Origin of the sequence: Arachnia propionica, from assembly GCF_900637725.1 — a bacterium.
Classification (GTDB): domain Bacteria; phylum Actinomycetota; class Actinomycetes; order Propionibacteriales; family Propionibacteriaceae; genus Arachnia; species Arachnia propionica.
Window position 1 is genome coordinate 2,519,005 of record NZ_LR134406.1, and the last position, 21,486, is coordinate 2,540,490.

The window sequence follows — 21,486 nt, forward strand, 5'->3', positions numbered from 1 at the left end:
AGCCGGGCATGACTTCCGCACCAGGACCCGGCTACGGGCACAGCCGGTGGAGCCCGCACGTGACCGTGCCATCGTCCAGGGTCAGGACCGGGCCCGTTCCGGTGATGATCAGGCGGAACGACGGTTCCCCGTCGATCTGCTCCAGCGCGGAGGTCAGGGCCCTGTGCCCGTTCGCGATCCGGGCCCCGGACAGCTTGACCTCGACCGCACCCCAGCGACCGTCGGGATGCACCACCACGGCGTCGATCTCATACCCGTTGGAATCCCGGTAGTGCTGGATCCTTCCCCCGAAAGCAACCGCCAGCACCGCCAGGTCGTGGTGAACCGCGCTCTCGAACAGGGCGCCCGCGGTCGCCGGGTCCTGTCGCAACGAGGACAGTGGCGCCTGGAGGGCGACCGCGGCCAGCGCGGGATCGGCCAGGTGCAGTTTCGGGGAGGTCCGGAGCCTGGCCCGCGAGCGCAGCTTCGGCGCCCAGGGTTGTTGCCGCTCGACGACGAAAATCCGGGCCAGCAGGTCCACGTAGCGGCTGACGGTCGCGGCCGACAGGTCCGGTGCGATCGGCGCGAGATCCCGGGCCAGGGTCTGGAAGGAGACGGCGGAGGCGCTGCTCGCGGCGATGGCGGTGAGCAGCGCCTCGACCACCGCGGGTGAGTTCCGGATCCCCCCGAGCCTCGACAGATCGGTGCGGATGACCTCGTCCAAATACCCACGCAGGAGCAGGGTCGCGTCCTCGGGCGGGGCCTCACGCCAAGCCGGGAAACCGGGGCGCAGAAGCCGGCCTAGAACCTCCTCGAAGGTCAGCGCATCCGGTTCCCCAGCCGGCCGCTCACCTTCGAAGAGCCCCGACAGGGAGACCGCACCGAACCCGGGGTCGTGTTCCCACCAGGAGAGGGTTCGCATCCGCTGACGCATGAAACGTCCGGCTCCCGTGTGCCGGGTGTGATCGTCCGCCGGGGTCGCCGATACGGTGAGGATGAACTGCCCGGGGGCGGATTCCCGGTCGACGGCGCGCCGCACCTGGTCCCAGACCTCAGGAATGATCTGCCATTCGTCCAGCAGGCGGGGACGGGCACCGATGAGAAGCTGCCCCGGAGCGAGATCGTTGAGCGCCCGCGCGGCGGGATCGTCCATGAGCACCGACGATCCCGCCGCTTCCAGGGCGGTTCGGGTCTTCCCGCAGGCGCGCACGCCCTCCAGCATCACCGCTCCGGAGATCCCGAGCGCGCGCCTCATCGCGCCGTCCATCACGCGTGGAAGATACGCCCCGGTCATCGTCCACCTCCCTGGCCTTGATTCCGCAGACATCCTAGGCATCAATTTGCAGACATTCTAGGCATCAGTTTGCAGACGTTGTGGACGTGGATTTGCAGAATCCGTTCTCAGGCGACCGGGATGCAGATCTCGGTGAGGTACTGCGCCGGATCATCGGTCTTGCCCGGGCCGACGATGTAGCGGTTGTACATGGGACCGGTGATCTTCAGCCCGGAGCGGGTGATGTACTCGGCGAGTTCCTCGTTGACGGGGCCGAACTGGTCGTAGCCGCCACGGAAGGCCGCCACCGCGACCCGCTGTTCCGGCAGCTCCCGGACCACGAGAGGTTCGGACGCGGTGGCGCCGGGGGAAACGGGCTCCCAGATCTCGATGTCGATGTCGGATTCGCGGTACTCGGGGTCGTGGAAGGTGGTCCCGCAGGGCTCACCGGTGTACGTGAGGTCCTGCGCCTCGAACGCCTCCATGAGCTTCGCCCACACCTTGTGTTCGTCGGTGTAGGCGTCGATCTTCGTGCGCAGGGCGGCGACGAGCTGCGCAGGATGGGTGGTGATGGTGATGTCGGCCATGGTGGCCCTCCTCGTGGTGTGGGAGATGAGTCGGTCGATCTCGGCGATGCGGCGGCGGGCCGCCTCGGCATCGGCGACGAGTTGATCGCGCTGCACGGCGAGCGCGCGACCCAACGCCTCCGGGTCGTCGCGTTGCGGGAGCAGGGCGGCTATGGCGGAGACGGAGAACCCGACGTCGCGCAGCTGACGGATCAGCGTCGCGTCGCGCACCTGCGAGGATGCGTAGAACCGGTGGCCGGTGAAATCGTCGGTGGCGGCCGGGCTCAGGACACCGTTGGCGTCGTAGTAGCGCAGCATCCGCACCGACAGCCGGGTGAGGGTGGAGAACTCCCCGATGCGGATCAGTCTCGTCTCGGTCATGACACCATCGTGGGACCTGACACGGTGTCAGGGTCAACCGGGCCGGATTCCCCATCCGGCCTCGCAACCTGCAAGACTCTCCGCCATGAATCCGGCTCTCTGGCGCAATCGGCTGAGTTTCGGGCTGGGCACGCTCGGCCGCGACATGTCGGCCGCGCTGGTCAGCATGTACCTGATGTTCTACCTCACCGAGGTGCTGCACATCTCGCAGTCGGCGACGGCGGTGGTGACGGTGGTTCTGGTGGCGATGCGGATCTTCGACGCCCTCAACGATCCCTTCATGGGTGTCATCGTCGACAACACCCGCTCCCGGTTCGGCAAGTTCAAACCGTGGATCGCGCTGGGTGCGGTGTTGTGGGGGGCAGCCACGCTGGGGATCTTCGTGGACCTCGGGATCTCGGGGGCGGCCTTCCTGGTGTGGTTCACCGTGGTCTACCTGGTGTGGTCGGTGGCCTACACCATCAACGACATCTCCTTCTGGGGCATGCTGCCCGCCCTCTCCCAGGACCTGAAGGAGCGGGAACGCATCGGGGTGATCGCCAGGATCTGCGCCAACCTCGGGTTGTTCTCGGTGGTGGTGGCGGTGGTGCCCGCGACGAAGGCACTCGGCGGACTGCTCGGCAGCGAGCAGCTGGGGTGGCTGGCCTTCGCGGCGCTGCTGGTGGTGCTGATGCTGGGTTTCCAGTCGTTGACGCTGCTGTTCACCAGGCAGCAGGTGACGGTGGCCGCCTCGCAGACCCCGTTCTGGGAGCTGGTGCGGGTGATCGGCCGCAACGACCAGCTGCTGTGGGCGGCGGGAGCGATGCTGTGTTTCATGGGCGGCTACATGACCGTCACGAGCCTCGGCATCTACTACTTCAAGTACGTCTACCGCGACGAGGCGACCTATTCGGTGTTCGCCGCCATCCTCGCGGTGACGCAGCTGGCCGGATTGGCGCTCTTCCCGCTGGTTCGGAAGTTCCTGCGTCGTTTCCAGATCCACACCCTGGCCACCCTCCTGTGCCTGGTGGGGCTGGTGGTGTTCTGGTTCGCGGGTTCGTCGCTGACTGTGGTGGCGGTCGCGGGGGTGCTGCTGTTCACCGGGCAGGCGTTCATCCAGCTGCTGATGCTGATGTTCATCGCCGACTGCGTCGAGTACGGGCAGTGGAAGCTGGGGCGCCGCAACGAGTCGGTGACGTTGGCGGTGCAGCCGTTCATCTACAAGGCCTCGAACGCCATCGGCAGCGGTTTCGTCGGCCTGGCGCTGCTGGTCTCCGGGATCAGCGGCGCCCGGGTGGTCGAGGACGTGACGGCCGCCGGCGTCGCCGCGTTCAAGTCCGTGATGCTGCTGATTCCCATGGTGCTGATCGCGGCAAGCTGGCTGATCCTGCGCGTCGGGTACCGGCTCGACGAGAAACGCTACGCCGAGATCCTCGCCGAACTGGAGGGCGGGGAAACCTCCGCCTGACGATTTCCCCTCCCCCGGGGCGAATCCATCTCCCCGACCACACTCGCCCTGGTTTCGACACACCCCAATCGCTGACACTCGTGAGGATCTGCTCAAACCAGCTTCACCATTTCCGAGCCGGTTGAGCCAGCACGCGAGCGCCTTTCTCCTCCGAAGCCGGTTGAGCCAGCACGTGAGCGCCCTTCTCCCCGAAGCCGGTTGAGCCAGCACGTGAGCGCCAGCGAACGGCTGAGTCGAAACCACCCCGCGCCCGGTAACCAGACCCGACCCCGGCCACCCAACCACGCGCAAGAGGTTTCGACACGCCCAGTTCGCCGAGCGAGCAGGCCGGCTCAGCCGGTTTCTTGCGACGCTCTACTCGCGGGCCAGCAGGGCGGCCACCGCTATCTCGAGGGCGTCTTCGAACATGGTTTCGCGTTCGGTGGCCGTGAGGTCGGCGGAGTGGTCGAGGATGTGATCTGAGACGGTCAGCACCGCCAGGGCCTCGGCGTTGTTGCGGGCGGCCGCCGCGTACAGACCCGCGGCCTCCATCTCGACCGCGAGGGTGCCCAGCTTGGACAGCTCCGGGGTGATGTCGGTGCGGGGATGGTAGAAGTAGTCGCTGGTGAAAACGGAACCGACGTGAACCGCCCGATCGCTGCCTCGTCGCGCCTGCGCCACGGCGGCGGCGAGCATGTCGAAGGTAGGTGCCAGCGACAACGTCACCCCGGGCACGGCAACGGTGGCCACCGAGGAGTCGGTGTGCGCGGCGGAGGCGATCACGACGTCGCGGACGTGCACCCTGGGTGAGAAGGCCCCGCAGGTGCCGACTCGGCAGATGCGCCTCACCCCGTGGCGGGAAAACAGTTCGGTGGCGTAGATGGACATCGACGGAACCCCCATCCCGGAGGCGGTCACGGTGACGGGAACCCCGTCGAGGGTGCCGGTCCAGGTTCCGATGCCCCGGACGTCGGAGACCAGCTGGGCGCCGTCGAGCCGGTTCCGGGCGATGTGTTCGGCGCGACGCGGATCACCGGGCATGAGTACCAGAGGGGCGATCTCACCGATTTCACGGGAGAAGTGTGGGGTTGAAGACATGACAAGAGCCTAGCCACGTACGATTACCGGATGGATGTCACCGGCGACTTGGTGCTGAGACCACCCGAACCCTCCGACGCCGAACCCCTGCACCTGCTTTTCCGGGACCCCGAGGTGATGCGTTGGATCGGGGATGGGCGGGTGCGGGATCTCGCGTACTACGAGGATTTCGTGCACCACCAACGCGAGTTGTTCCACACCAAGGGCTACTGCTTCCACACGTTGTGCGTCGAGGGCCGGGTAGCCGGCTTCGCGGGCCTTCACGACTGGAACGCGGAGTGGGGGCCGACGGGATCCGTCGAGCTCGGATACCGGCTCGGAAAGCGTTACTGGGGCCGGGGCATCGCATTCGACGCGGCGTGCAGGGTACTCTCGGGTGTCCCACATCTGCCGCTCACCGCGATGATCGCGGTCGGGAACACCCGATCCGAACGCTTGGCGCTGCGACTCGGATTCGTGGCCGCCGAATCCTATCGGATCCCGGGTGGCGGCGAGGCCCGCTGCCATCGTCGCGGGGCGGGTACCGGGTCGTGAGAAAGTTCAGGCCCCGGATCCATCCGATCCGGGGCAGTGGCAGGTGTTGGATTTGAACCAACGTAGGCAACGCCGACGGTTTTACAGACCGCTCCCTTTGGCCGCTCGGGCAACCTGCCGAACGCTGGCTGACCAGCGACGGAAAGAGTATCAGTGCCGGACGGATACGTCCAACCCGGGGTGGCCGCGGGCTCCCATGAAAAGTTTTGAGGCCGTGATGAGGGGTTTTGTGCCGCGCACCCCACACATTCCTCCCAAATGACATAACTCGCGAGCGGTGGAGCGACGGAGCGGCGGGGAGAAGGACCGGGTGGGGCTGGCACAATGGGTGGCCCACGATCCGAGGAGGAACCCATGGCAGCGGACAGCTCTTTCGACGTCGTCAGCAAAGTTGATCGCCAAGAGGTGGACAACGCGCTGAACCAGGCCGCCAAGGAGGTGTCGCAACGCTTCGACTTCAAGAACACCGACTCCTCCATCCGCTGGTCCGGGGATGCCATCGAGATCGAGTCGAGCGGTGAGGAGCGCGCGAAGGCGGTGCTGGACGTGTTCCAGTCGAAGCTGATCAAACGCGGGGTTTCATTGAAGGCCCTCGACGCCGGCGAACCCCGCATCTCCGGGAAGAAGTGGAAGATCACCTGCACCACCAAACAGGGCATCAAGCAGGAGGACGCAAAGAAAATCTCCAAGCTGGTGCGTGACGAGGGCCCCAAGGGCGTGAAGGTGCAGATCCAGGGCGACGAACTGCGGGTTAGTTCGAAGTCACGCGACCACCTCCAGGAGGTCCAGCGCCTCATCAAGGAGGCCGACTACGACTTCGCCGTCCAGTTCGTGAACTACCGCTGAACCAGCGGGGTCACCAGCGACGGCGCCAAGTCGCGCCGCTGGCGTTCATGGTTCCTGCGGGTGTCAGTGTCTCGCGATCGCCAGGAACAATGGGAAGTCCAGGCGCTGGCCGCCGACCACCTTCTTGTTGGCCACCCCGGCGTCGTGGAAGCTGATGTCGCGGTATCCCGCCTCCTCCAGCCAGCCGCGCAGTTCGTCGCGTCGGAAGCCGTGGTGGCCGTGGAAATCGACGGACGTCGAGTGGTAGAGGCCGTCCGCGTCGTGGTCGAGGTCGGCGATCACCACCACGCCCTCAGGAGTCACAAAGCGGCGCAGCGCCCTCAGCAGGGCCGGCACGTCGTCGACGTGGTGGAGGAACAATTGCGCCAGCACCAGCTCGTAGGGTCCACCCGGGATCCCCTCGGACAGGTCGGCCACAGCGGCATTCCAGTCCTTCAATCCAGCTGCCGCCAGGGCCTTCGACGCGGCCTCGACCATCGCGGGCGAGGAGTCCAGCAGGGTGGTGGGCCCGAGCACGTCGGCCAGGCAACGCGACAGCAACCCCGTCCCGGCACCGAGCTCCACGGTGATCGGCCGCCCGGTCAGTGGCAGGTTCGCCTTGATCGTCTCCGCCACCTGACGGGCCCGGGACAGTCGCGCCGGGTCGTCGTCCCAGGACGCGGCCCGCGAGTCGAAGTTCTCAGCCATGCCCCGAGCCTATGCTCTGTTGCGAAAGCCGTGCCACGGCCTTCTGGTCCATCAGACCTTCGCGACCGCCAGGAACATCGGAAAGTCCTGGCGCTCGCCGTCGACCTCCTTGCCGACCACCCCGGCGTCGTGGAAGCAGATGTCGTGGTATCCCGCCTGCTCCAGCCAGCCACGCAGCTCGTCGCGGCAGAAACCGTGATGACCGTGGAAATCGACGGCCGTGGCGTGGTAACGCTTCGCCGCGTCGTGGTCGAGGTCGGCGATCACCACCACACCGCCCGGGGTCATCGCCCGGCGCAGCGCCCTCAGCAGGGCCGGCACGTCTTCGACGTGGTGGAGGAACATCTGCGCCAGCGCCAGCTCGTAGGGTCCGCCCGGGATCCCCTCGGACAGGTCGGCCACAGCGGCGCTCCAGTCCCCCAGCCCCTCGGATGCCAAGGCCTTCGACGCGACCTCGACCATCGCCGGGGAAGCGTCCAGCAGGGTGGTGGGCCCGAGCACGTCGTGCAGGCAGCGGGCCAGCATGCCCGTCCCGGAGCCCAGTTCGACGGTCACCGGATGCCCGTCGAGGGGCACCACCGAACGCACCACGGCAGCGACCCTGCGGACCCTGGCCATCCGCTCCAGGTCGTCGTCCCAGGTGGCGGCCCGTTCGTCAAAATCTTCGCCCATGGCCTGAGCCTACCGGGCGGGTTCGGCGGCCCGCTTCGGGATCAGGTGGACAACCGCGACGATCACCGCTCCGACCGCGAGGCCGAGCACCGCGGAGCAGGCGGTCTCCACCACCCATTCCAGGGTCTCGCCGGCCACCGGCACCGACGCGGTGGCGTGGGCCAGGCCGTGGACCAGCCCCAGGGGCGCACCCCAGCCGAGCTTGGCGGCGCCGTCGAGGAGGATGTGCCCGCCCACCCACAGCATGGCGGCGATCCCGATCACGGACAGTGCGGCCAGCAGCTTCGGCATGGCGGCCACCAGGAGGCCACCGAGCGCACGGCCCGCCCCCTTGCCCTCCTTCAGTTTCAGGCCCACGTCGTCCATCTTCACGATCAGCGCCACCACACCGTAGACCAGCGCCGTGATCAGGATCCCGACCAGCGTCAACGTGATCGCGCGGCGCCAGAAACCCTCCTCGGCGAGGGAGTTCAGGGAGATCACCATGATCTCCGCGGACAGGATGAAGTCGGTGGTGATGGCGCCGCCGACCAAGGTGTTCTCATCCTTCTCGCCGCGATCCGCGGCCGGTTCTTCCTCGCCGTGGTGCCCGGAGACGGCCTCCCAGACCTTCTCGGCGCCCTCGAAACACAGATAGGTGCCGCCGAGCATCAGGATCGGGGTCAGGATCCAGGGAATGAACTGGCTCAGGGCCAGCGCCACCACCAGGATGATCGCCTTGTTCCGCAGCGATCCTTTTGCGATCCGCCAGATGATCGGCAGCTCCCGGGCCGGGCTCAGGCCTGTGACGTAGCGGGGGGTGACGGCGGCGTCGTCGATCACGACCGCCATTGCCTTGGTGCTGGTTGCGCTGGTCAGTTTCGCGATCATCGCCACGTCGTCCAGCAGCGCGGCCAGGCCTCCGGCCATGTGTTTCCTCCAACTTTTCGGGTCGCCAAAGAAGGTAGCATCCCAGCCATCCATGCCCGCCGGCATTAGCATGCGACGCCATGAGCAACCTGCGTCTGATCTCCCACAACGTCAACGGCATCCGCGCCGCCCTGCGCCGGGGCCTGCACGAGTTGTGGCGACGCGAGGAGGCCGACATCCTGTGTCTGCAGGAGGTGCGCTGCCGCCTCAGGGACCTGCCCGCCGGCGCCTTCACCGGGCATCACGTCGCCTGGTCCATCGGCGAGCTGGCGGGTCGCAACGGCGTGGCGGTCCTGACCAGTGACGCGCCGGAGCGGATCGCCACCCTCGACGGCACCGCGGTGATCGTCGCGCCTGACGGCACACCCACCGAGTCGGAGGTGGAACGGGTGGGCAACCGCGACCTGGCGGCCTTCGCCGGTGAGGGCCGCTACGTGGAGGTGGACCTGGCCGGGCTGCCCATCCGCGTCGCCTCCCTCTACCTGCCCAAGGGCGCCGTCCCGGAACACCACGCCCGGAAACCCGAGGAGGCCGACACCCCGAAGTACGAACGGAAGATGAAGTTCCTCTCGGGTCTGGCACGTCACCTGACCCAGGCCCGCAGGTCAGCGGCGCAGGCCGGGCGCGAGTACGTGATAGTCGGGGATTTCAACATCGCCAACACCCGGTATGACCTCAAGAACTGGCGTTCCAACCAGCGCACCGACGGTTTCCTGCCCGAGGAACGCGACTGGTTCACCGCCCAGCTCGGTCCCCGCAGGCTGGTCGACGTGGTGCGTTCCATGCACCCGGACCAGGACGGCCCCTACTCGTGGTGGTCGTGGCGGGGCCAGGCGTTCGCGAACGACGCGGGCTGGCGCATCGACTACCACCTGGCGACGCCGAAGCTGGCGCGGGCGGCGGTCAGGGCCGAATCGCTGCGCGAGGCCGACTACGATTCCCGGGTCAGCGACCACTGCCCGGTCGCCGTGGACTACGACGCGGCCAGGCTCTCCTGAGGGGCCTTGGCGTCCCATCTCTGGGTGAGTTCGTGGGCCTTCACGGACTCCCAGACCGCCCAGATCAGCAGCAACGCGACCAGCCAGGTGCCGTTGCGGACCGCGAAGACCATGGCCTCGTAGGCCAGCAGGACCGCGGAAATGATGATGGCGATCCGGAGCCGGCGGGTGTTGGGACGGGTCATTGGGAACAACACCCCGCCCCACAGCAGGTACCATGAGTGGAGGGCCGGGAGGGTGAACGCCGACAGCAGCAGTCCCCACCCGGTGAAGTTGAGGGGGCGGCGTCCGAGGTGCCTAAGGGCCAGCCACACGATCCCGATGGCGCACACCAGGAGCCCGAGGGAACGCATCACGGTCACGGCCATCTTGCCACCCTGGTCGATGCCCACCTGGTTCAGGAGGTACTCGACGGCCTCCCCCAGCAGGTTGAACGGTGAGGCGCTGGTCACCTTGCCGGGAACGTCGACCGCGTTCACCCATCCGAATCCGAGCCCGGTCACGACACTCAGCAGCGCGAACACCGCCACCGAGATCGCCAGCGACGCCAGGGCCCGGGCCGCTGCGGCGGCCAGGGGACGCAGTCTCCACGACGTCCAGGGGTGGGTGATGAACGGCAGGGCCACCGCGACGAAGACCGCGGGTTGTTTGATGGCCGCCCCCATCCCGACCGCGACCGCCCCCCACCACCAGGTGCGCCACTTGGTGGTGATCCAGATCCCCATCATCGCCAGCCCCATCATGAGGGCGTCGTTGTGTGCACCACCCACGAAGTCGATGATGACGATGGGATTGGCCAGGACGAACCAGCTGGCAGCGGCCGGGTTGATGCCGAAGCGTCCCGCGATCCGCGGCACGCACCAGCCGATCATCCCCACACCGATCAGCGCGGGCAGCCGCATGATCACCGTCGACCAGTAGGGATCGAACCCGACCAGCACTATCAGCCAGTGGTTCATCCTGAGCGCCAGGGGTCCGTAGGGGGCGGGTGTGTCGCGCCACACCCAGGCAACCTGGTCGGCGAACTGTCCGGGCAGGATCCCGGGACCCACCAGGTAGGGGTTGAGGTTGTTGTTCAGCAGCCACCCCTGGGCCGCGTAGGAGTAGGCGTCGTGGCTGAAGATCGGCGGGGCGACCAGCATGGGGGCGGCGACGATCGCGAGCATCGCCCAGTGGCGCAGCTGCGGCTGCCCCCGCGACTCCCGCCGCGCGGGACGCACCCTCAGCCAGAACTCGAGCATCAGGGCCAGCCCGGCCATGGTGATGACGGTGCCGATCCACGTCCACTCGACGCCGGCCAGTCCGTACGACGCCATCGCCCGGGTCAGGGGGGAGACCCGCGGCAGGTATGCGGGGGTCAGCGATCCCAGCACCAGCAGCACCGAACCCAGACAACCCACCAGCACCGCACGCGCACTGAAGGCGTCCCTGAACGCCTTCAACCCTCGTGACGCCGCGGCCAGCACCACCGGCATCAACGCTTCTCCCGCTGCCGCGTCCGGTGGGCGAGACGATCAGCGCGGATGCCCGGTGCGCGGGATGTCACGCTCCTCCCGCGCGGCGCGTCGAGGGGACGCACCGGCGATTCACGAGGGAAGTCGTTCGTCCGGGTCATGGAAGGCATACTACGGGGCGGCGACATCAAGAGGGTTCCTCGTTCCCGGAGCCCCGCCCGTACGGGTTGGTTCCGTTCGGGCTGAGAAGCAACAGGATGTGCCGCTATACACTTGCCCGGAGCTTTGAGACTGAGAGGGTTGTTCGTGGCTGAGACGCGGTCGCTGGATCGGGTGGTGATCCGATTCGCCGGGGATTCCGGCGACGGAATGCAGTTGACGGGGGATCGTTTCACTGCCGAATCGGCCTCGCTCGGCAACGACATCGCCACCCTGCCCAACTATCCCGCGGAGATCCGCGCCCCGCAGGGCACCCTCCCCGGGGTTTCCTCCTTCCAGGTGCACTTCGCCGACTACGACATCGTCACCCCCGGCGACCGGCCCGACGTGCTGGTGGCCATGAACCCGGCTGCGCTGAAGGCCAACCTCGGCGATCTGCCCAAGGGCGGGGTGATCATCGTCGACGAGGGCGATTTCACGAAACGCAACCTGGCGAAGGTCGGATGGGACGCGAATCCGCTGACCGACGGTTCCCTGGCCGACTGGAAGGTTCATTCCCTGGACCTGACGGGCATGGCGACAGCAGCGGCGAAACCCTTCGGGCTGGGCCGCAAGGACGCGGGCCGCACGAAGAACATGTTCGCCCTGGGGCTGTTGTGCTGGTTGTACTCCCGCGACACCTCCGGGACCATCGACTTCCTGAAGACCAAGTTCGCGTCAAAACCCGAGATCCGCGACGCGAACCTGGCGGCCTTCCGGGCTGGGCACGCCTACGGGGAGACCACCGAGGTCTTCGAGCACCGCTACCACGTGGCCTCTGCCCCCATGAAACCCGGCCGCTACCGCCAGATCACCGGGAACCTCGCCACCGCTTACGGTTTGATGGCGGGCGCCGACCGCGCCGGGATGCAGCTGTTCCTGGGGTCCTACCCGATCACCCCCGCCTCCGACATCCTCCACGAACTGAGCCGCCGCAAGGACGTCGGCGTGGTCACGGTGCAGGCGGAGGACGAGATCGCGGGCATCTGTTCCGCGCTGGGCGCCTCCTACGCGGGCCTGCTCGGGGTGACCACCACATCGGGTCCCGGCATGGCCCTGAAGATGGAGGCCGTCGGCCTGGGTGTGATGACCGAACTGCCCCTGGTGATCGTCGACGTGCAGCGCGCTGGGCCGTCGACGGGCATGCCTACCAAAACCGAGCAGGCCGACCTGTTCCAGGCGGTCATGGGTCGCAACGGTGAATCGCCGGTGGCGGTGCTGGCGGCCCGCTCCCCCGCGGACTGTTTCGCCATCGCCGTCGAGGCCTGCCGGATCGCGGTGAAGTACCGCACCCCGGTGATCGTGCTCACCGACGGCTACCTGGGCAACGGGGCGGAGCCGTGGCGGATCCCGGATCTCGACGACATCAACCCGATCGTCCCCGGTTACGCCACCGAACCGAACGCGACCGATCCGAAGGGGAAACCCGTTTTCCATCCGTATCTGCGCGACGAGAACCTGGCGCGCGCCTTCGCGGTGCCCGGCACCCCGGGGCTGGAGCACCGCATCGGAGGGTTGGAGAAGAACTCCGCCACGGGGGCGATCTCCTACGTTCCTGACAATCACGACCTGATGGTGCGCACCAGGCAGGCGAAGATCGACGGCATCGTCCGCGACATCCCCGACGTCGAGGTCCACGACCCCTCGGGACGGGCCCGGCTGCTGGTGCTGGGGTGGGGTTCCACCTACGGGCCCATCACGGCCGCCGCGCGCCGGGTGCGGCTGGGTGGCCGCGAGGTGGCGACGGCGCACCTGCGTCACCTCAACCCGATGCCCGCCAACCTGGGGGAGGTGCTGCGCGGCTACGACAGGGTGCTGGTGCCCGAGATGAACCTGGGGCAGCTGGCCTTCCTGCTGCGCGCCCGATACCTGGTGGACGTCCAGAGTTATTCACGGGTGCGGGGGCTGCCCATCTCGGTGGGTGAGCTGGAGGCCGACCTGACCGCCGAGATCGACTCGCTGGAGGTGGAGTGATGCACGGGCTCGCCGGGATTCCCCTCGCGCAGGCACCGCAGACCCGGAAGGACTACACCAGCGACCAGGAGGTGCGTTGGTGTCCCGGCTGCGGCGACTACGTGATCCTGTCCACCTTCCAGGCCATGATGGCCGACCTCGGCATCGCCCGGGAGAACACCGTCGTGGTCTCCGGCATCGGGTGCTCGTCGCGGTTTCCCTACTACGTGGACTGCTACGGGATGCATTCCATCCACGGCCGTGCCACCGCCATCGCCACCGGGGTAGCGGCGGCCCGCGAGGACCTCAACGTGTGGGTGATCACGGGCGACGGTGATGCGCTTTCGATCGGCGGCAACCATCTCATTCACGCGCTGCGGCGCAACGTGAACATCAACATCCTGCTGTTCAACAACCGCATCTACGGACTGACGAAAGGGCAGTACTCCCCCACCTCGGAGCAGGGCAAACTGACCAAGTCCACGCCCTACGGCTCCTTGGACGTGCCGTTCAACCCGGTGGCGTTGGCGCTCGGCGCGGAGGCGTCGTTCGTGGCGCGCGCCGTCGACTCCGATCGCGCGCAGCTGACGGAGGTCATGAACGCGGCGGCCCGGCATCGCGGCGCCGCCCTGATCGAGATCTACCAGAACTGCCCGATCTTCAACGACGAGGCCTTCGACGCCCTGAAGGGCCCGGAGTCGGCGAACGCACTGATCCGGCTCCGCGACGGCGAACCCGTGGTTTTCGGCACCGAGGAGCAGTTCTGCGTGGTCCGGGAACCCGACGGGGGACTGCGGGTCACCGAAACCGCCACCGCCGCCCCGGAGAGGATCGTCGTCCACGACGCGGGACGACGGGACCCGTCGCAGGCCTTCGCCCTGGCGCAGCTCACCGACCACGGCGTGATGCACCGCGCCCCGGTCGGGATCTTCCGGCAGGTGGAGCGTCCCGCCTACGACGACCTGCTGCGCGCGCAGGTGGCCGAGGCCCGCGCGGAAAATCCGCACGACGCACTGCAGGCCGCCATGTCGGGAAAGACCTTCTGGGAAATCGCCTGAAAACCCATTGAAAGGGCGTGGCCCGGCATTCCTTTCCGGGTTGCCGGGCCACGATTCTGATGGGATTTCTCCTATCTCTCCTCCCACGTCACCTTCGGGTTTTCCTCGGCAACGTTGAGCGATGCCGTCGGGAACCTTGCCCCCTTGCCGGACAGGAGTTTGCAGGGACCCGATCCTCTCGAATCGGTGCAGGTGGCGGTGACCTGAATCTCGCCGAGATCCCGGGCCGAGATGATGGTGGGCACCGAGGTGCCGGGTTTGGGAACGGCGTTTTCCAGCTTGGCGGCGTTCTCGGAGTTCTGGGTGCGTGTGACGCTGCCCTCGGCGACGGTTCCCCCGTTCTGGGTGGTGGCGCTGATTGCGATGTTGCACCCCGGGTCGAGGGCCTTGGAGGCCAGGCACGCCTTTGCCTCGGCAACGACTTTCTCACGGAACAGGTCGATGCCCGCCTGGCTCACCTTGAGCTTGAGATCCGACGATGAGGTGTGGTCTTTCCCGCTGGTGACGACGACGGTGGTGTTCCCGTCGACCTCGAGGTACTTGTTGGCGGAGGCGACGACATAGCTTCCCGGGAACACCGCATGGCTGCTCTCACCGCTCTTCGCCTTCACGCCGTTCACGGTGATGTCGACCCCCTTGAGGGAATAGAGCCTCAGGCTGGGAAGCGACGTGAGTATTTTTCCGCTTCCGGTGCTCACCTTGTACTCGTCGCTGGCCAATTCGTCGCCCACCTTGTAGGTGACGGAAACATCGAAACTGCTGTACTCCCCGGTGGGTTCACCGACGTTGATGTCGGTGATCGGGGCCCGGGTCAGCGAATCCTTCAGCACCTCATCGGTGAGCAGTGAATCATCGTCCGAAATGGAATACAGGAGTTTCTTGGCGTCGGTAGCGCGCCCCTCGGAGATCGCGGTGAGGTAGTTCGTGGCGATGGTCTTGGCGGTTTCCTTGGGATCCGCCGATTTCCCGGATCCCCCCGCCCCACCGGCGGCTCCACCACCGGAACCGCCGGAAAAGACGCCCGAGAGCACCAGCGCCAGCGCCACGACCACCACCACGGCGACGGCCCCGATCCCGACCCACAGACCGGTTTTCGAGTTCTTCGGGGACTGCCCCGCCCCCTGCTGGGTGTAGCCCGCCCCATATGGGGGAGGTACCGATTGCCCCTGCGCCACCGGCGGTCCCTGCATCACCGGCGGTCCCTGTGTCACCGGCGGTCCCTGCGGGGCCTGCGGCGGCCCGGACCGCCCCTGTGTGGCTGGTCCCTGCGGCGGCATGTTCATGTTTCCCGGATGCCCCTGGGGAGGTCCTTGGTGTCCCTGGAGCTGCCCCTGTCCCGGGGGAATGAACTGCGGTGCCCCCGGCTGCTGGGCGGGTCCTCCGGTTCCGCCGGGCTGGTTGGGGGTTCCCGGCCCATTCGGTGTTGACATCGTGTTTCCTTCCTCACCTGCTTGCGGAGCGGTTCATTCGGCTCGCAAGAACCGATACGTCATCGAATCGGGTTCGTGCGCCGATCATTGCTCGTCTCCACCCCGACACGCTACAACGAGCGACCCCCTTCGCAGAAGGTTTTCGAAAATCCAGCCCCGGGATTTCCGAACGGTTCGGTCGCCCCCACCCGCCATGAACGGATCCATCCGACCAGACAGGGTCGCCGTGACCACGGCGGCCCGGAACAGGATTTCGCGGTGACCACCCAGCGGAACCCCATCACCGGCCTCGAACGAACCCACGGGCTGACGAAACAAGATCCCGGCCGGGCCCGGGCCGAGTTTTGTCAGAGGCACCCGATACCTTGTGGCGCATGCAGTGGATCCCAACCGGCACCGGACATGAACTGGCGATTCGTGACGGCGTGATCGTCGCACGGAACAGCAAGGGCAAGGAGTTGGCCTCGGTGCCGCCAGCCGCGAGGAAAACCTCGGCGTGGGAGGACCTGGACGCGGCCCTGTCCTTCCTGCACACCCACGACGCCGAGGCCGGTGCGGAGGTGGAACGCTGGTTGCTGCGCTCCCTGCCGGTACCGCGGGCGGTGCTGGCCGAGGTATGGGCCGATGAGGCGTGGCGTTCCTGGCTCACCGACCTGGTGGTCGCCTCCGACGACGGCAAGGTGGCGGGTTTCCTCCGTGCCGCCGACCCCTGCGGCCTGGGCGTGGTCGATCTGGACGGTGAATCCGTCACCATCACTGCCGAACGGGTTTTGCTCCCCCACCCCGCGCTGCTGGCCGATCTCGACGACCTGCGTGAGTTCGCAGTCGAACTGGGCATCAAGCAGCGTTTCGACCAGCTGTTCCGCGAGGTGCACCGCCGCCCCGATGGCATCGCCCCGGAGGTCGTCGAACTCACCCAGTACGCGGGGGGCGAGTTCGAGCAGCTGCGTTTCGCCGCTGGCCGCGCTTCCTCCGCAGGTTTCAAGGTGTCGGGTGGCTACGCCACCTGCCTGTGCTTCGAGGATGGCGAACCGATCATGGCCCGGTACTGGATCGGGGCGGAGTCTCCGGAGTGCGAAACGGTCACGGGGGACCTGCACTGGGTGCGCAACGACCGCATCGTACCCGTCGCCGAGGTCGGCCCGCTGGCCTACTCGGAGGGGGTGCGCATGGCTGCGCACATCTTCGCTGGCCGCAAGGTGAAGGCGGACAAGGACGAGCGGTGATCCCCGATTCCCGCATCGCCGGGCCCGGCGGCGTCGCCGCATCCCCGCCGGGGGTTCCGTCGCTCGCCACTCCCACCGCCACATCCATCCCGGCCCGGTCCCGGCCGGGTCGACGCTCCAGGTGGCGGCCCGCATCCGTGACCTGGAGAAAAATTGTCAGTTCCCCACCCTAAGGTTCCCCGCATGATCACAGATTCCCGAGCCGCAGAACTGGGCGGTGTTTCCTCCGCCGCCGTCTCGGACACCGTGGCCCTGCAGGCGCGTCGCTACGCCCATCCCCAGTTCGAGGGCCGCACCGTGGTGCGCCTGGTCCGGGAGAACCTCGCCAAGGTGGAGGACCTGAGTCTCGGCGTGCTGGGTTTCACCCCGGACGGGGCCGCCGGGGTGGGGCACGTCCGCAACCGCGCCATGGGTTTCCCGGCCTGGCCGATCATCACGGACCCGGCCAATTCCCGGCACGCCCTGAACCTGGTCGGTGATCTCAACCGGGCCGCGAAACTCGCTCGCAGCAAGGCCGGCCCGGCCAAGGAGCTCCTCGACGAGCTGGCAGGGCGGCTCGGGAACTCCGCCCCGCACTTCCTCCCCACCTTCCTGGAGGAGGGCGCGCGGATCTTCCTGCGCAACGACAACCTCAGCTACGCCATGCAGTTCTTCAACAAGGCCCGCGAGGCCGAGCGGGTGCACGGTCTGGCCATCGATGAGGAACGCCACCGCCAGGTGCTTCTGGAGTTCGCGTTGGCGGGGGCGCTGAGCGCCAAGGAGCTCACCAACGAATCCAAGACCCTCCTCGAACGTCACGCCCCCGCGGACGCCCTTGAGTTGTTCCTCAAGTTCAACATCGACCGGGTCCGCGGCGGCCTGCCGCCCTACGCGGGTCTCCCGACGGACATGCGCCGCCTGATCAGGGCCGCCGGGGCCGACCGGCTGGAGGTGGAGACCGGGCTGCTGTCCGCGTTGCTCGGTTCCCCCGCCATCGAACACGCCCCCACCGTTTTCTGGGACGGCTACTCCAAGCCCCTGATCCAGCTGGCGAAACGGGACGAGTCGGTGCGCCAGACGCTGCTCGGCATGGCCCCGGACAGGATGCGTCCCGACATGTGGGTCGACGTGCTGGAGGCCACCGGCATCGCCGACGAGCTGCGTTCCGGAAAACACGACGCGGCTGCCTGGGCCGAACGCTACATCCGCATGCTGCAGGACCAGTGGAACGCCGATTATCCCAGGAAACTGTGCCTGCTGCTGAGGCAGCTGCCCGGCCTGCGGGGAACCACCGTCACGTTGTCGAACAACCTGTGGAGACTCGAACCCGAGGTGCTCGATGCGCTGCTGGCGGCGGGAGCCCGGGTGGTCTTCGAGGAGGACCCGGGTTGGAGGAAACTGGACTTCCGCCGCTGGGCCGCGCAGCAGGAACGCCCCGATCTGGAACACCTGGCCCGCAGCGAACACGCCGCGCTCGGGCTCGAGAACATGGGACTGATGATCGGGCAGGGGCACCTGCACCTGCTGCTGTCCCATTCCGGCACCCGGGAACTCCTGGGCCGCTGGGCCGCCCCCAGGCTGGGGAAGGACGCCACCGCCCTGGAAGTGGCAGCGGAACTGAAACGGCTGCGGCCACTGTTCACCTCCGAGGGGCGGGCCGCCTATCCGGACCAGTTCGCCGCCTTCGTCTCGCACCTGGACGCCCCGAGGCTGCTGGCCGATGCACTGCGCGACGGGGTGCTGACCGAATACACCTGGCCCGAGTTGGAGAAGGCGGCCGCGGAACTCGGCGACGACGTGACCCTGCACGAATCCTGGCCCGCCGTCGGTGTCGCGAGGAACGGCCACGTCATCTGGGTGGAGGGCGACAGGCGCGTCGCGGAGGCCACGTTCACCATTCCCAAGGGCTTCCGTCCCGAGGACTGGCGCTACGTCCTGGTCGACGGGGTGACGGGCTGCTACTACCGGGACAGTTCCTACGACGAGTGGTTCGTCTGGTCCAATGATCCGGCCCACCCGCACAAGGCATCCTACGTCTGGCGGATTCCCCGGAGCGCCCAGTCCTTCCCCGTCGCCTCCGGACGCCTGATCGGGCAACGGGTGCTGCGGGTCGGGGACCAGGAATCACCGTTCAACCAGCTGAAACAGGTGTTGCACGACGGCAACACCTACTGGGTGGACGGCGACGGGATCCGGGAGGTCGATCCCGAAACCGGGAATCCGGGACGCGAATCGCTGCCGAGCGGCCTGGCCGAGCTGGTCGAACCACACCTCCGCGACGGCTGGAAACTGTTGGCCAGCACCCTGCTGTGGGCCCCGGTGACCGTTCCCGGTTCCCCGCTGCCCCAGAAGGAGGGCGTGCACGGCTGGGTGGTGCTCTCGAGGGAGGGCGATCGGCGTTTCCTGGGAATCGACGGTTACCGGCTGGATGCCGGCCCGGACGGGGGTTTCTTCACCGCCCGGGTGCGCCGCCCGGGCGGTGGGTACTGGCTGGTCGACGAATCGAACGGTCTTCACCGCGACCCCACCGGCGAGCGTTTCCTGTCCACATCCGATGCGCTGGGGCAGCCGCATCTGCTGTCGCGGCTGCCCCGGGTGGGGTGGCACCATCTCCAGGTGCGCGACGAGGCCGCCAGCGCCGGGCTGCGTTCGGTGACCCCGGAGATGGCCACGGCCCTGCTGGCAGCCACGCCCGCCGCGAACCAGCAGCAGGGATGCGACGCCGACGGCTTGAACTTCCTGCTGGAGGACACCGACGCAGAGGTGGATGAACAGTTCATCACCGAGGAGGCCCGCGCCGCAGCCGAGACCCTCCTGGGAACGGCCGACCCGGCCTTGGTGGATTCGGTTATCTGGCTCACGGGCCGCGTCAAGAGGATCGTCGATGAGGGCCGGGCCCTGGCCCGGGAAGCCGCAGAGGAGACGGTGCCGGGCACCTTCGCGGAGTGGGAACCTTCTGACGAATTGGCCGTCTGGAACGTGCTGGGGTGGCGCAGCGGGGCGACCACGTCGCGTTCCACCGTGCTGGCCCTGGCCCGCCGCCTGGCCGGCGAGCAGGTGAGGGTAAAGGCGGTTCATTCCCGGCTGCACCTGCTGCTCACCCACCCGGAGGTGCTGCTGGCCTGCGCCGCAACTCCGTTCCGGGAACGCGACAGGATCGGCGGGGCCGCCGCGGCCGTCGCCGCTGTGCTGGACGCGGGCCTCTACACGCCGGAGGGTTGCGTCTTCGATTTCCCGCATTCGCGGAATGACCCGTTCCGCTGCGAGACGGGAACCCTGGTCGAGACACCCACCGGTGCCGCGATCGCCCTGGGCCTCGACGACGACAGGACATCGGTGTTCTCGCCGACCGCCCTGGGGCTCGATGACAACAGAATGCTGGTGTTCTCGCCCACGGGCGGGGTGCCACCCCACCTCGGCGGACACGAAACCACGCCCCGCCACCGCTCCCGGGGGCTCTCCCCCGAGGCACTGGTGGCCGCCTTCGAGAAGCTGCTGTCCGACGGTCCTGCCCCGTGGGACCCGGCCCGGAGGGACCGGCTGGCCGAGGGCCTGGGCTGGTCGCCGGCAGCGGCCGGTGTGCTGCTGGCGGGCCTGCCGAACCTGAACTGCTGGGACAACAACTACCTGCCGAAACCCGTGCGGGAGCTCCTGGGCCTGAAGGTCACGGAGGCGGCCGGTGCGCGTGAGTTCCTGAAGGGCCTGGGCGTGTGGGTCCTGGTCGAACTGCTCGCGGCCGGGGCCCAGGATCCGGTCAGGACGGTCCGCGAGGGCCTCGACGTCGAGGCCATGATCGAATGGTGGAAAACTTGGCGGGGTGACCGCATCCAGCTTCCCGAGGAGCTGCTGGCCGCGGCCGCAAAGGAGTTCCGCTGGGGCGGGGCAAATAGTCTCCGCGAACTGGCGGAGCAGGAGGAACTGGACGAGCGCCACCTGAGCATCTGGCTGTGGGCGGCCACCAAGGTGGACCGCTCCGATGCGCTCGGCCCGTGGCTGGCCGACCGTTTCGACGTCATCCGGGCCGGCTGCGGAAAACCGTCGCCCGGCTGGAACGACTACACGAACGACGGGAAGATGCGGGTCCTCCTGGGCCTGTCGAAACGCACCAAACAAACCCCGGAGGGGTCGATCGTCTCCCAGGGGGCCTGGACCATCACCGCCGCCCGCCACCACGACACGATCTCCTGGGATCCGGCGAAGGTCACCGACTGGGAAACGGAGGCGACCCTGGCGGCGGGCATCCCCGAGGACCTGGATTTCCGGGACAACCTGCTCGGCCGGATCAGCGTGTTGACGGGCGGTTTCGACGCCATCCAAAAGGATTTGCGTTCCGGAATCCCCGGGCCCCAGCAGGACCCGCTCGTCTCCGCCCCCCGGGTGGTCGCCGAGGTCTCCGAGACCCTCGGCCTGCCGGAGGCCTCCTCCCGTTACTGGCTGCAGCTACTGGCCCTCCACAACCCGACCGACAGGAACGTCGAGGGCTGGAACGCCTGGAAGAAAACCGCCCGGGTCGAGGCGGCGGCCCCGCTGCTGGAGAAAGGCCTCGTCCTGGAGGCCAAACGCTCCCGGGCGGGACGTACCCTGTTCCTGCCCGGGGGTTGGCAGGAGGCCAGCTCCCCACACCTGCCCATGGAGGTCTGGAAGGCCCCCTTCTACGACCTTTTGGATACCCTGAAGGTGGAGCCGAAGCAGGGCGTGGTGGTGCCGCTGGTCCCCTACCATCAGCTGTTCGTCGAAGCCTGGCGTCGCTATCGCGAGGGCGACGTCCCGGGTTACGAGGAGTTGCGCACGGAACGCCACCGCCGCCGCTGACCGGTCG

At 67.7% G+C, this 21,486-nt stretch carries 17 protein-coding genes and 1 tRNA gene; 8 read left to right on the forward strand and 10 right to left on the reverse strand.

Features of this window, described 5'->3' with window-relative positions:
- Positions 1–31: 31 nt before the first annotated feature.
- Both EL272_RS11300 and EL272_RS11305 read right to left on the reverse strand, forming a co-directional pair.
- A complete protein-coding gene (locus tag EL272_RS11300) occupies positions 32–1,273 on the reverse strand; it encodes an ATP-binding protein (protein ID WP_061787927.1) in 1,242 nt (413 codons plus the stop codon).
- A gap of 107 nt (positions 1,274–1,380) precedes the next feature.
- Complete coding sequence (locus EL272_RS11305) at positions 1,381–2,199, reverse strand: MerR family transcriptional regulator (RefSeq protein WP_061787928.1); 819 nt, start codon at positions 2,197–2,199, stop codon at positions 1,381–1,383.
- A gap of 85 nt (positions 2,200–2,284) precedes the next feature.
- Here EL272_RS11305 and EL272_RS11310 point away from each other — a divergent pair, with 85 nt between their 5' ends.
- Entirely contained in the window at positions 2,285–3,646 is a 1,362-nt protein-coding gene (locus tag EL272_RS11310; RefSeq protein ID WP_061787929.1) for a glycoside-pentoside-hexuronide (GPH):cation symporter, read from the forward strand.
- Between the two features lie 354 nt (positions 3,647–4,000).
- Here the strand turns inward: EL272_RS11310 and deoD are convergent, their stop codons facing one another.
- Positions 4,001–4,723, reverse strand: coding sequence for a purine-nucleoside phosphorylase (gene deoD / locus EL272_RS11315; protein WP_061787930.1), 723 nt, complete (start codon positions 4,721–4,723; stop codon positions 4,001–4,003).
- A gap of 30 nt (positions 4,724–4,753) precedes the next feature.
- On the opposite strand from deoD, the gene EL272_RS11320 reads away from it, so the two are divergent.
- On the forward strand, positions 4,754–5,257 hold the full coding sequence (locus EL272_RS11320) for a GNAT family N-acetyltransferase (protein WP_061787931.1): 504 nt from the start codon (positions 4,754–4,756) through the stop codon (positions 5,255–5,257).
- Between the two features lie 37 nt (positions 5,258–5,294).
- Here the strand turns inward: EL272_RS11320 and EL272_RS11325 are convergent.
- Positions 5,295–5,376, reverse strand: a tRNA-Tyr gene (locus EL272_RS11325).
- A gap of 235 nt (positions 5,377–5,611) precedes the next feature.
- On the opposite strand from EL272_RS11325, the gene EL272_RS11330 reads away from it, so the two are divergent.
- Positions 5,612–6,103, forward strand: coding sequence for a YajQ family cyclic di-GMP-binding protein (locus tag EL272_RS11330; protein WP_014847347.1), 492 nt, complete (start codon positions 5,612–5,614; stop codon positions 6,101–6,103).
- A 63-nt stretch (positions 6,104–6,166) separates the two neighbouring features.
- Here the strand turns inward: EL272_RS11330 and EL272_RS11335 are convergent, their stop codons facing one another.
- From EL272_RS11335 to EL272_RS11345, 3 genes are read right to left on the reverse strand one after another with little or no spacing between them, the layout of a single operon-like run.
- Positions 6,167–6,790: a class I SAM-dependent methyltransferase gene (locus EL272_RS11335; protein ID WP_061787932.1), complete on the reverse strand. Its 624-nt coding sequence runs from the start codon at positions 6,788–6,790 to the stop codon at positions 6,167–6,169.
- A gap of 51 nt (positions 6,791–6,841) precedes the next feature.
- Positions 6,842–7,462, reverse strand: coding sequence for a class I SAM-dependent methyltransferase (locus EL272_RS11340; protein WP_061787933.1), 621 nt, complete (start codon positions 7,460–7,462; stop codon positions 6,842–6,844).
- Positions 7,463–7,471: 9 nt separating this feature from the next.
- Positions 7,472–8,371 carry a DUF808 domain-containing protein gene (locus tag EL272_RS11345; protein WP_014847350.1) on the reverse strand — a complete coding sequence of 300 codons (900 nt, stop codon included), beginning with the start codon at positions 8,369–8,371 and terminating at the stop codon, positions 7,472–7,474.
- Positions 8,372–8,460: 89 nt separating this feature from the next.
- Between EL272_RS11345 and EL272_RS11350 the strand changes: the two genes are divergently transcribed.
- The gene (locus EL272_RS11350; RefSeq protein ID WP_041697736.1) at positions 8,461–9,369 is read left to right on the forward strand and encodes an exodeoxyribonuclease III; all 909 of its coding nucleotides are present in this window, start codon (positions 8,461–8,463) and stop codon (positions 9,367–9,369) included.
- On the opposite strand, the gene mptB is transcribed toward EL272_RS11350, so the two are convergent.
- Both mptB and EL272_RS15310 read right to left on the reverse strand, forming a co-directional pair.
- A complete protein-coding gene (gene mptB / locus EL272_RS11355; protein ID WP_061787934.1) occupies positions 9,345–10,844 on the reverse strand; it encodes a polyprenol phosphomannose-dependent alpha 1,6 mannosyltransferase MptB in 1,500 nt (499 codons plus the stop codon). The two genes, EL272_RS11350 and mptB, sit on opposite strands and share 25 nt — an antisense overlap.
- Complete coding sequence (locus EL272_RS15310; RefSeq protein WP_157682476.1) at positions 10,844–10,984, reverse strand: hypothetical protein; 141 nt, start codon at positions 10,982–10,984, stop codon at positions 10,844–10,846. Before EL272_RS15310 ends, mptB begins: the two co-directional genes overlap by 1 nt.
- 139 nt (positions 10,985–11,123) lie before the next feature.
- On the opposite strand from EL272_RS15310, the gene EL272_RS11360 reads away from it, so the two are divergent.
- Together EL272_RS11360 and EL272_RS11365 are read left to right on the forward strand one after the other, a co-directional pair.
- On the forward strand, positions 11,124–12,995 hold the full coding sequence (locus EL272_RS11360) for a 2-oxoacid:acceptor oxidoreductase subunit alpha (RefSeq protein WP_082793872.1): 1,872 nt from the start codon (positions 11,124–11,126) through the stop codon (positions 12,993–12,995).
- A complete protein-coding gene (locus EL272_RS11365) occupies positions 12,995–14,032 on the forward strand; it encodes a 2-oxoacid:ferredoxin oxidoreductase subunit beta (RefSeq protein ID WP_061787936.1) in 1,038 nt (345 codons plus the stop codon). Before EL272_RS11360 ends, EL272_RS11365 begins: the two co-directional genes overlap by 1 nt.
- A gap of 71 nt (positions 14,033–14,103) precedes the next feature.
- Here the strand turns inward: EL272_RS11365 and EL272_RS11370 are convergent, their stop codons facing one another.
- Complete coding sequence (locus tag EL272_RS11370; protein WP_126409434.1) at positions 14,104–15,462, reverse strand: proline-rich domain-containing protein; 1,359 nt, start codon at positions 15,460–15,462, stop codon at positions 14,104–14,106.
- Between the two features lie 374 nt (positions 15,463–15,836).
- Here EL272_RS11370 and EL272_RS11375 point away from each other — a divergent pair, with 374 nt between their 5' ends.
- The gene (locus EL272_RS11375) at positions 15,837–16,688 is read left to right on the forward strand and encodes a DUF4132 domain-containing protein (protein ID WP_014847355.1); all 852 of its coding nucleotides are present in this window, start codon (positions 15,837–15,839) and stop codon (positions 16,686–16,688) included.
- A 183-nt stretch (positions 16,689–16,871) separates the two neighbouring features.
- On the forward strand, positions 16,872–21,479 hold the full coding sequence (locus EL272_RS11380; protein WP_061787939.1) for a hypothetical protein: 4,608 nt from the start codon (positions 16,872–16,874) through the stop codon (positions 21,477–21,479).
- The last annotated feature ends 7 nt before the right edge of the window (positions 21,480–21,486 follow it).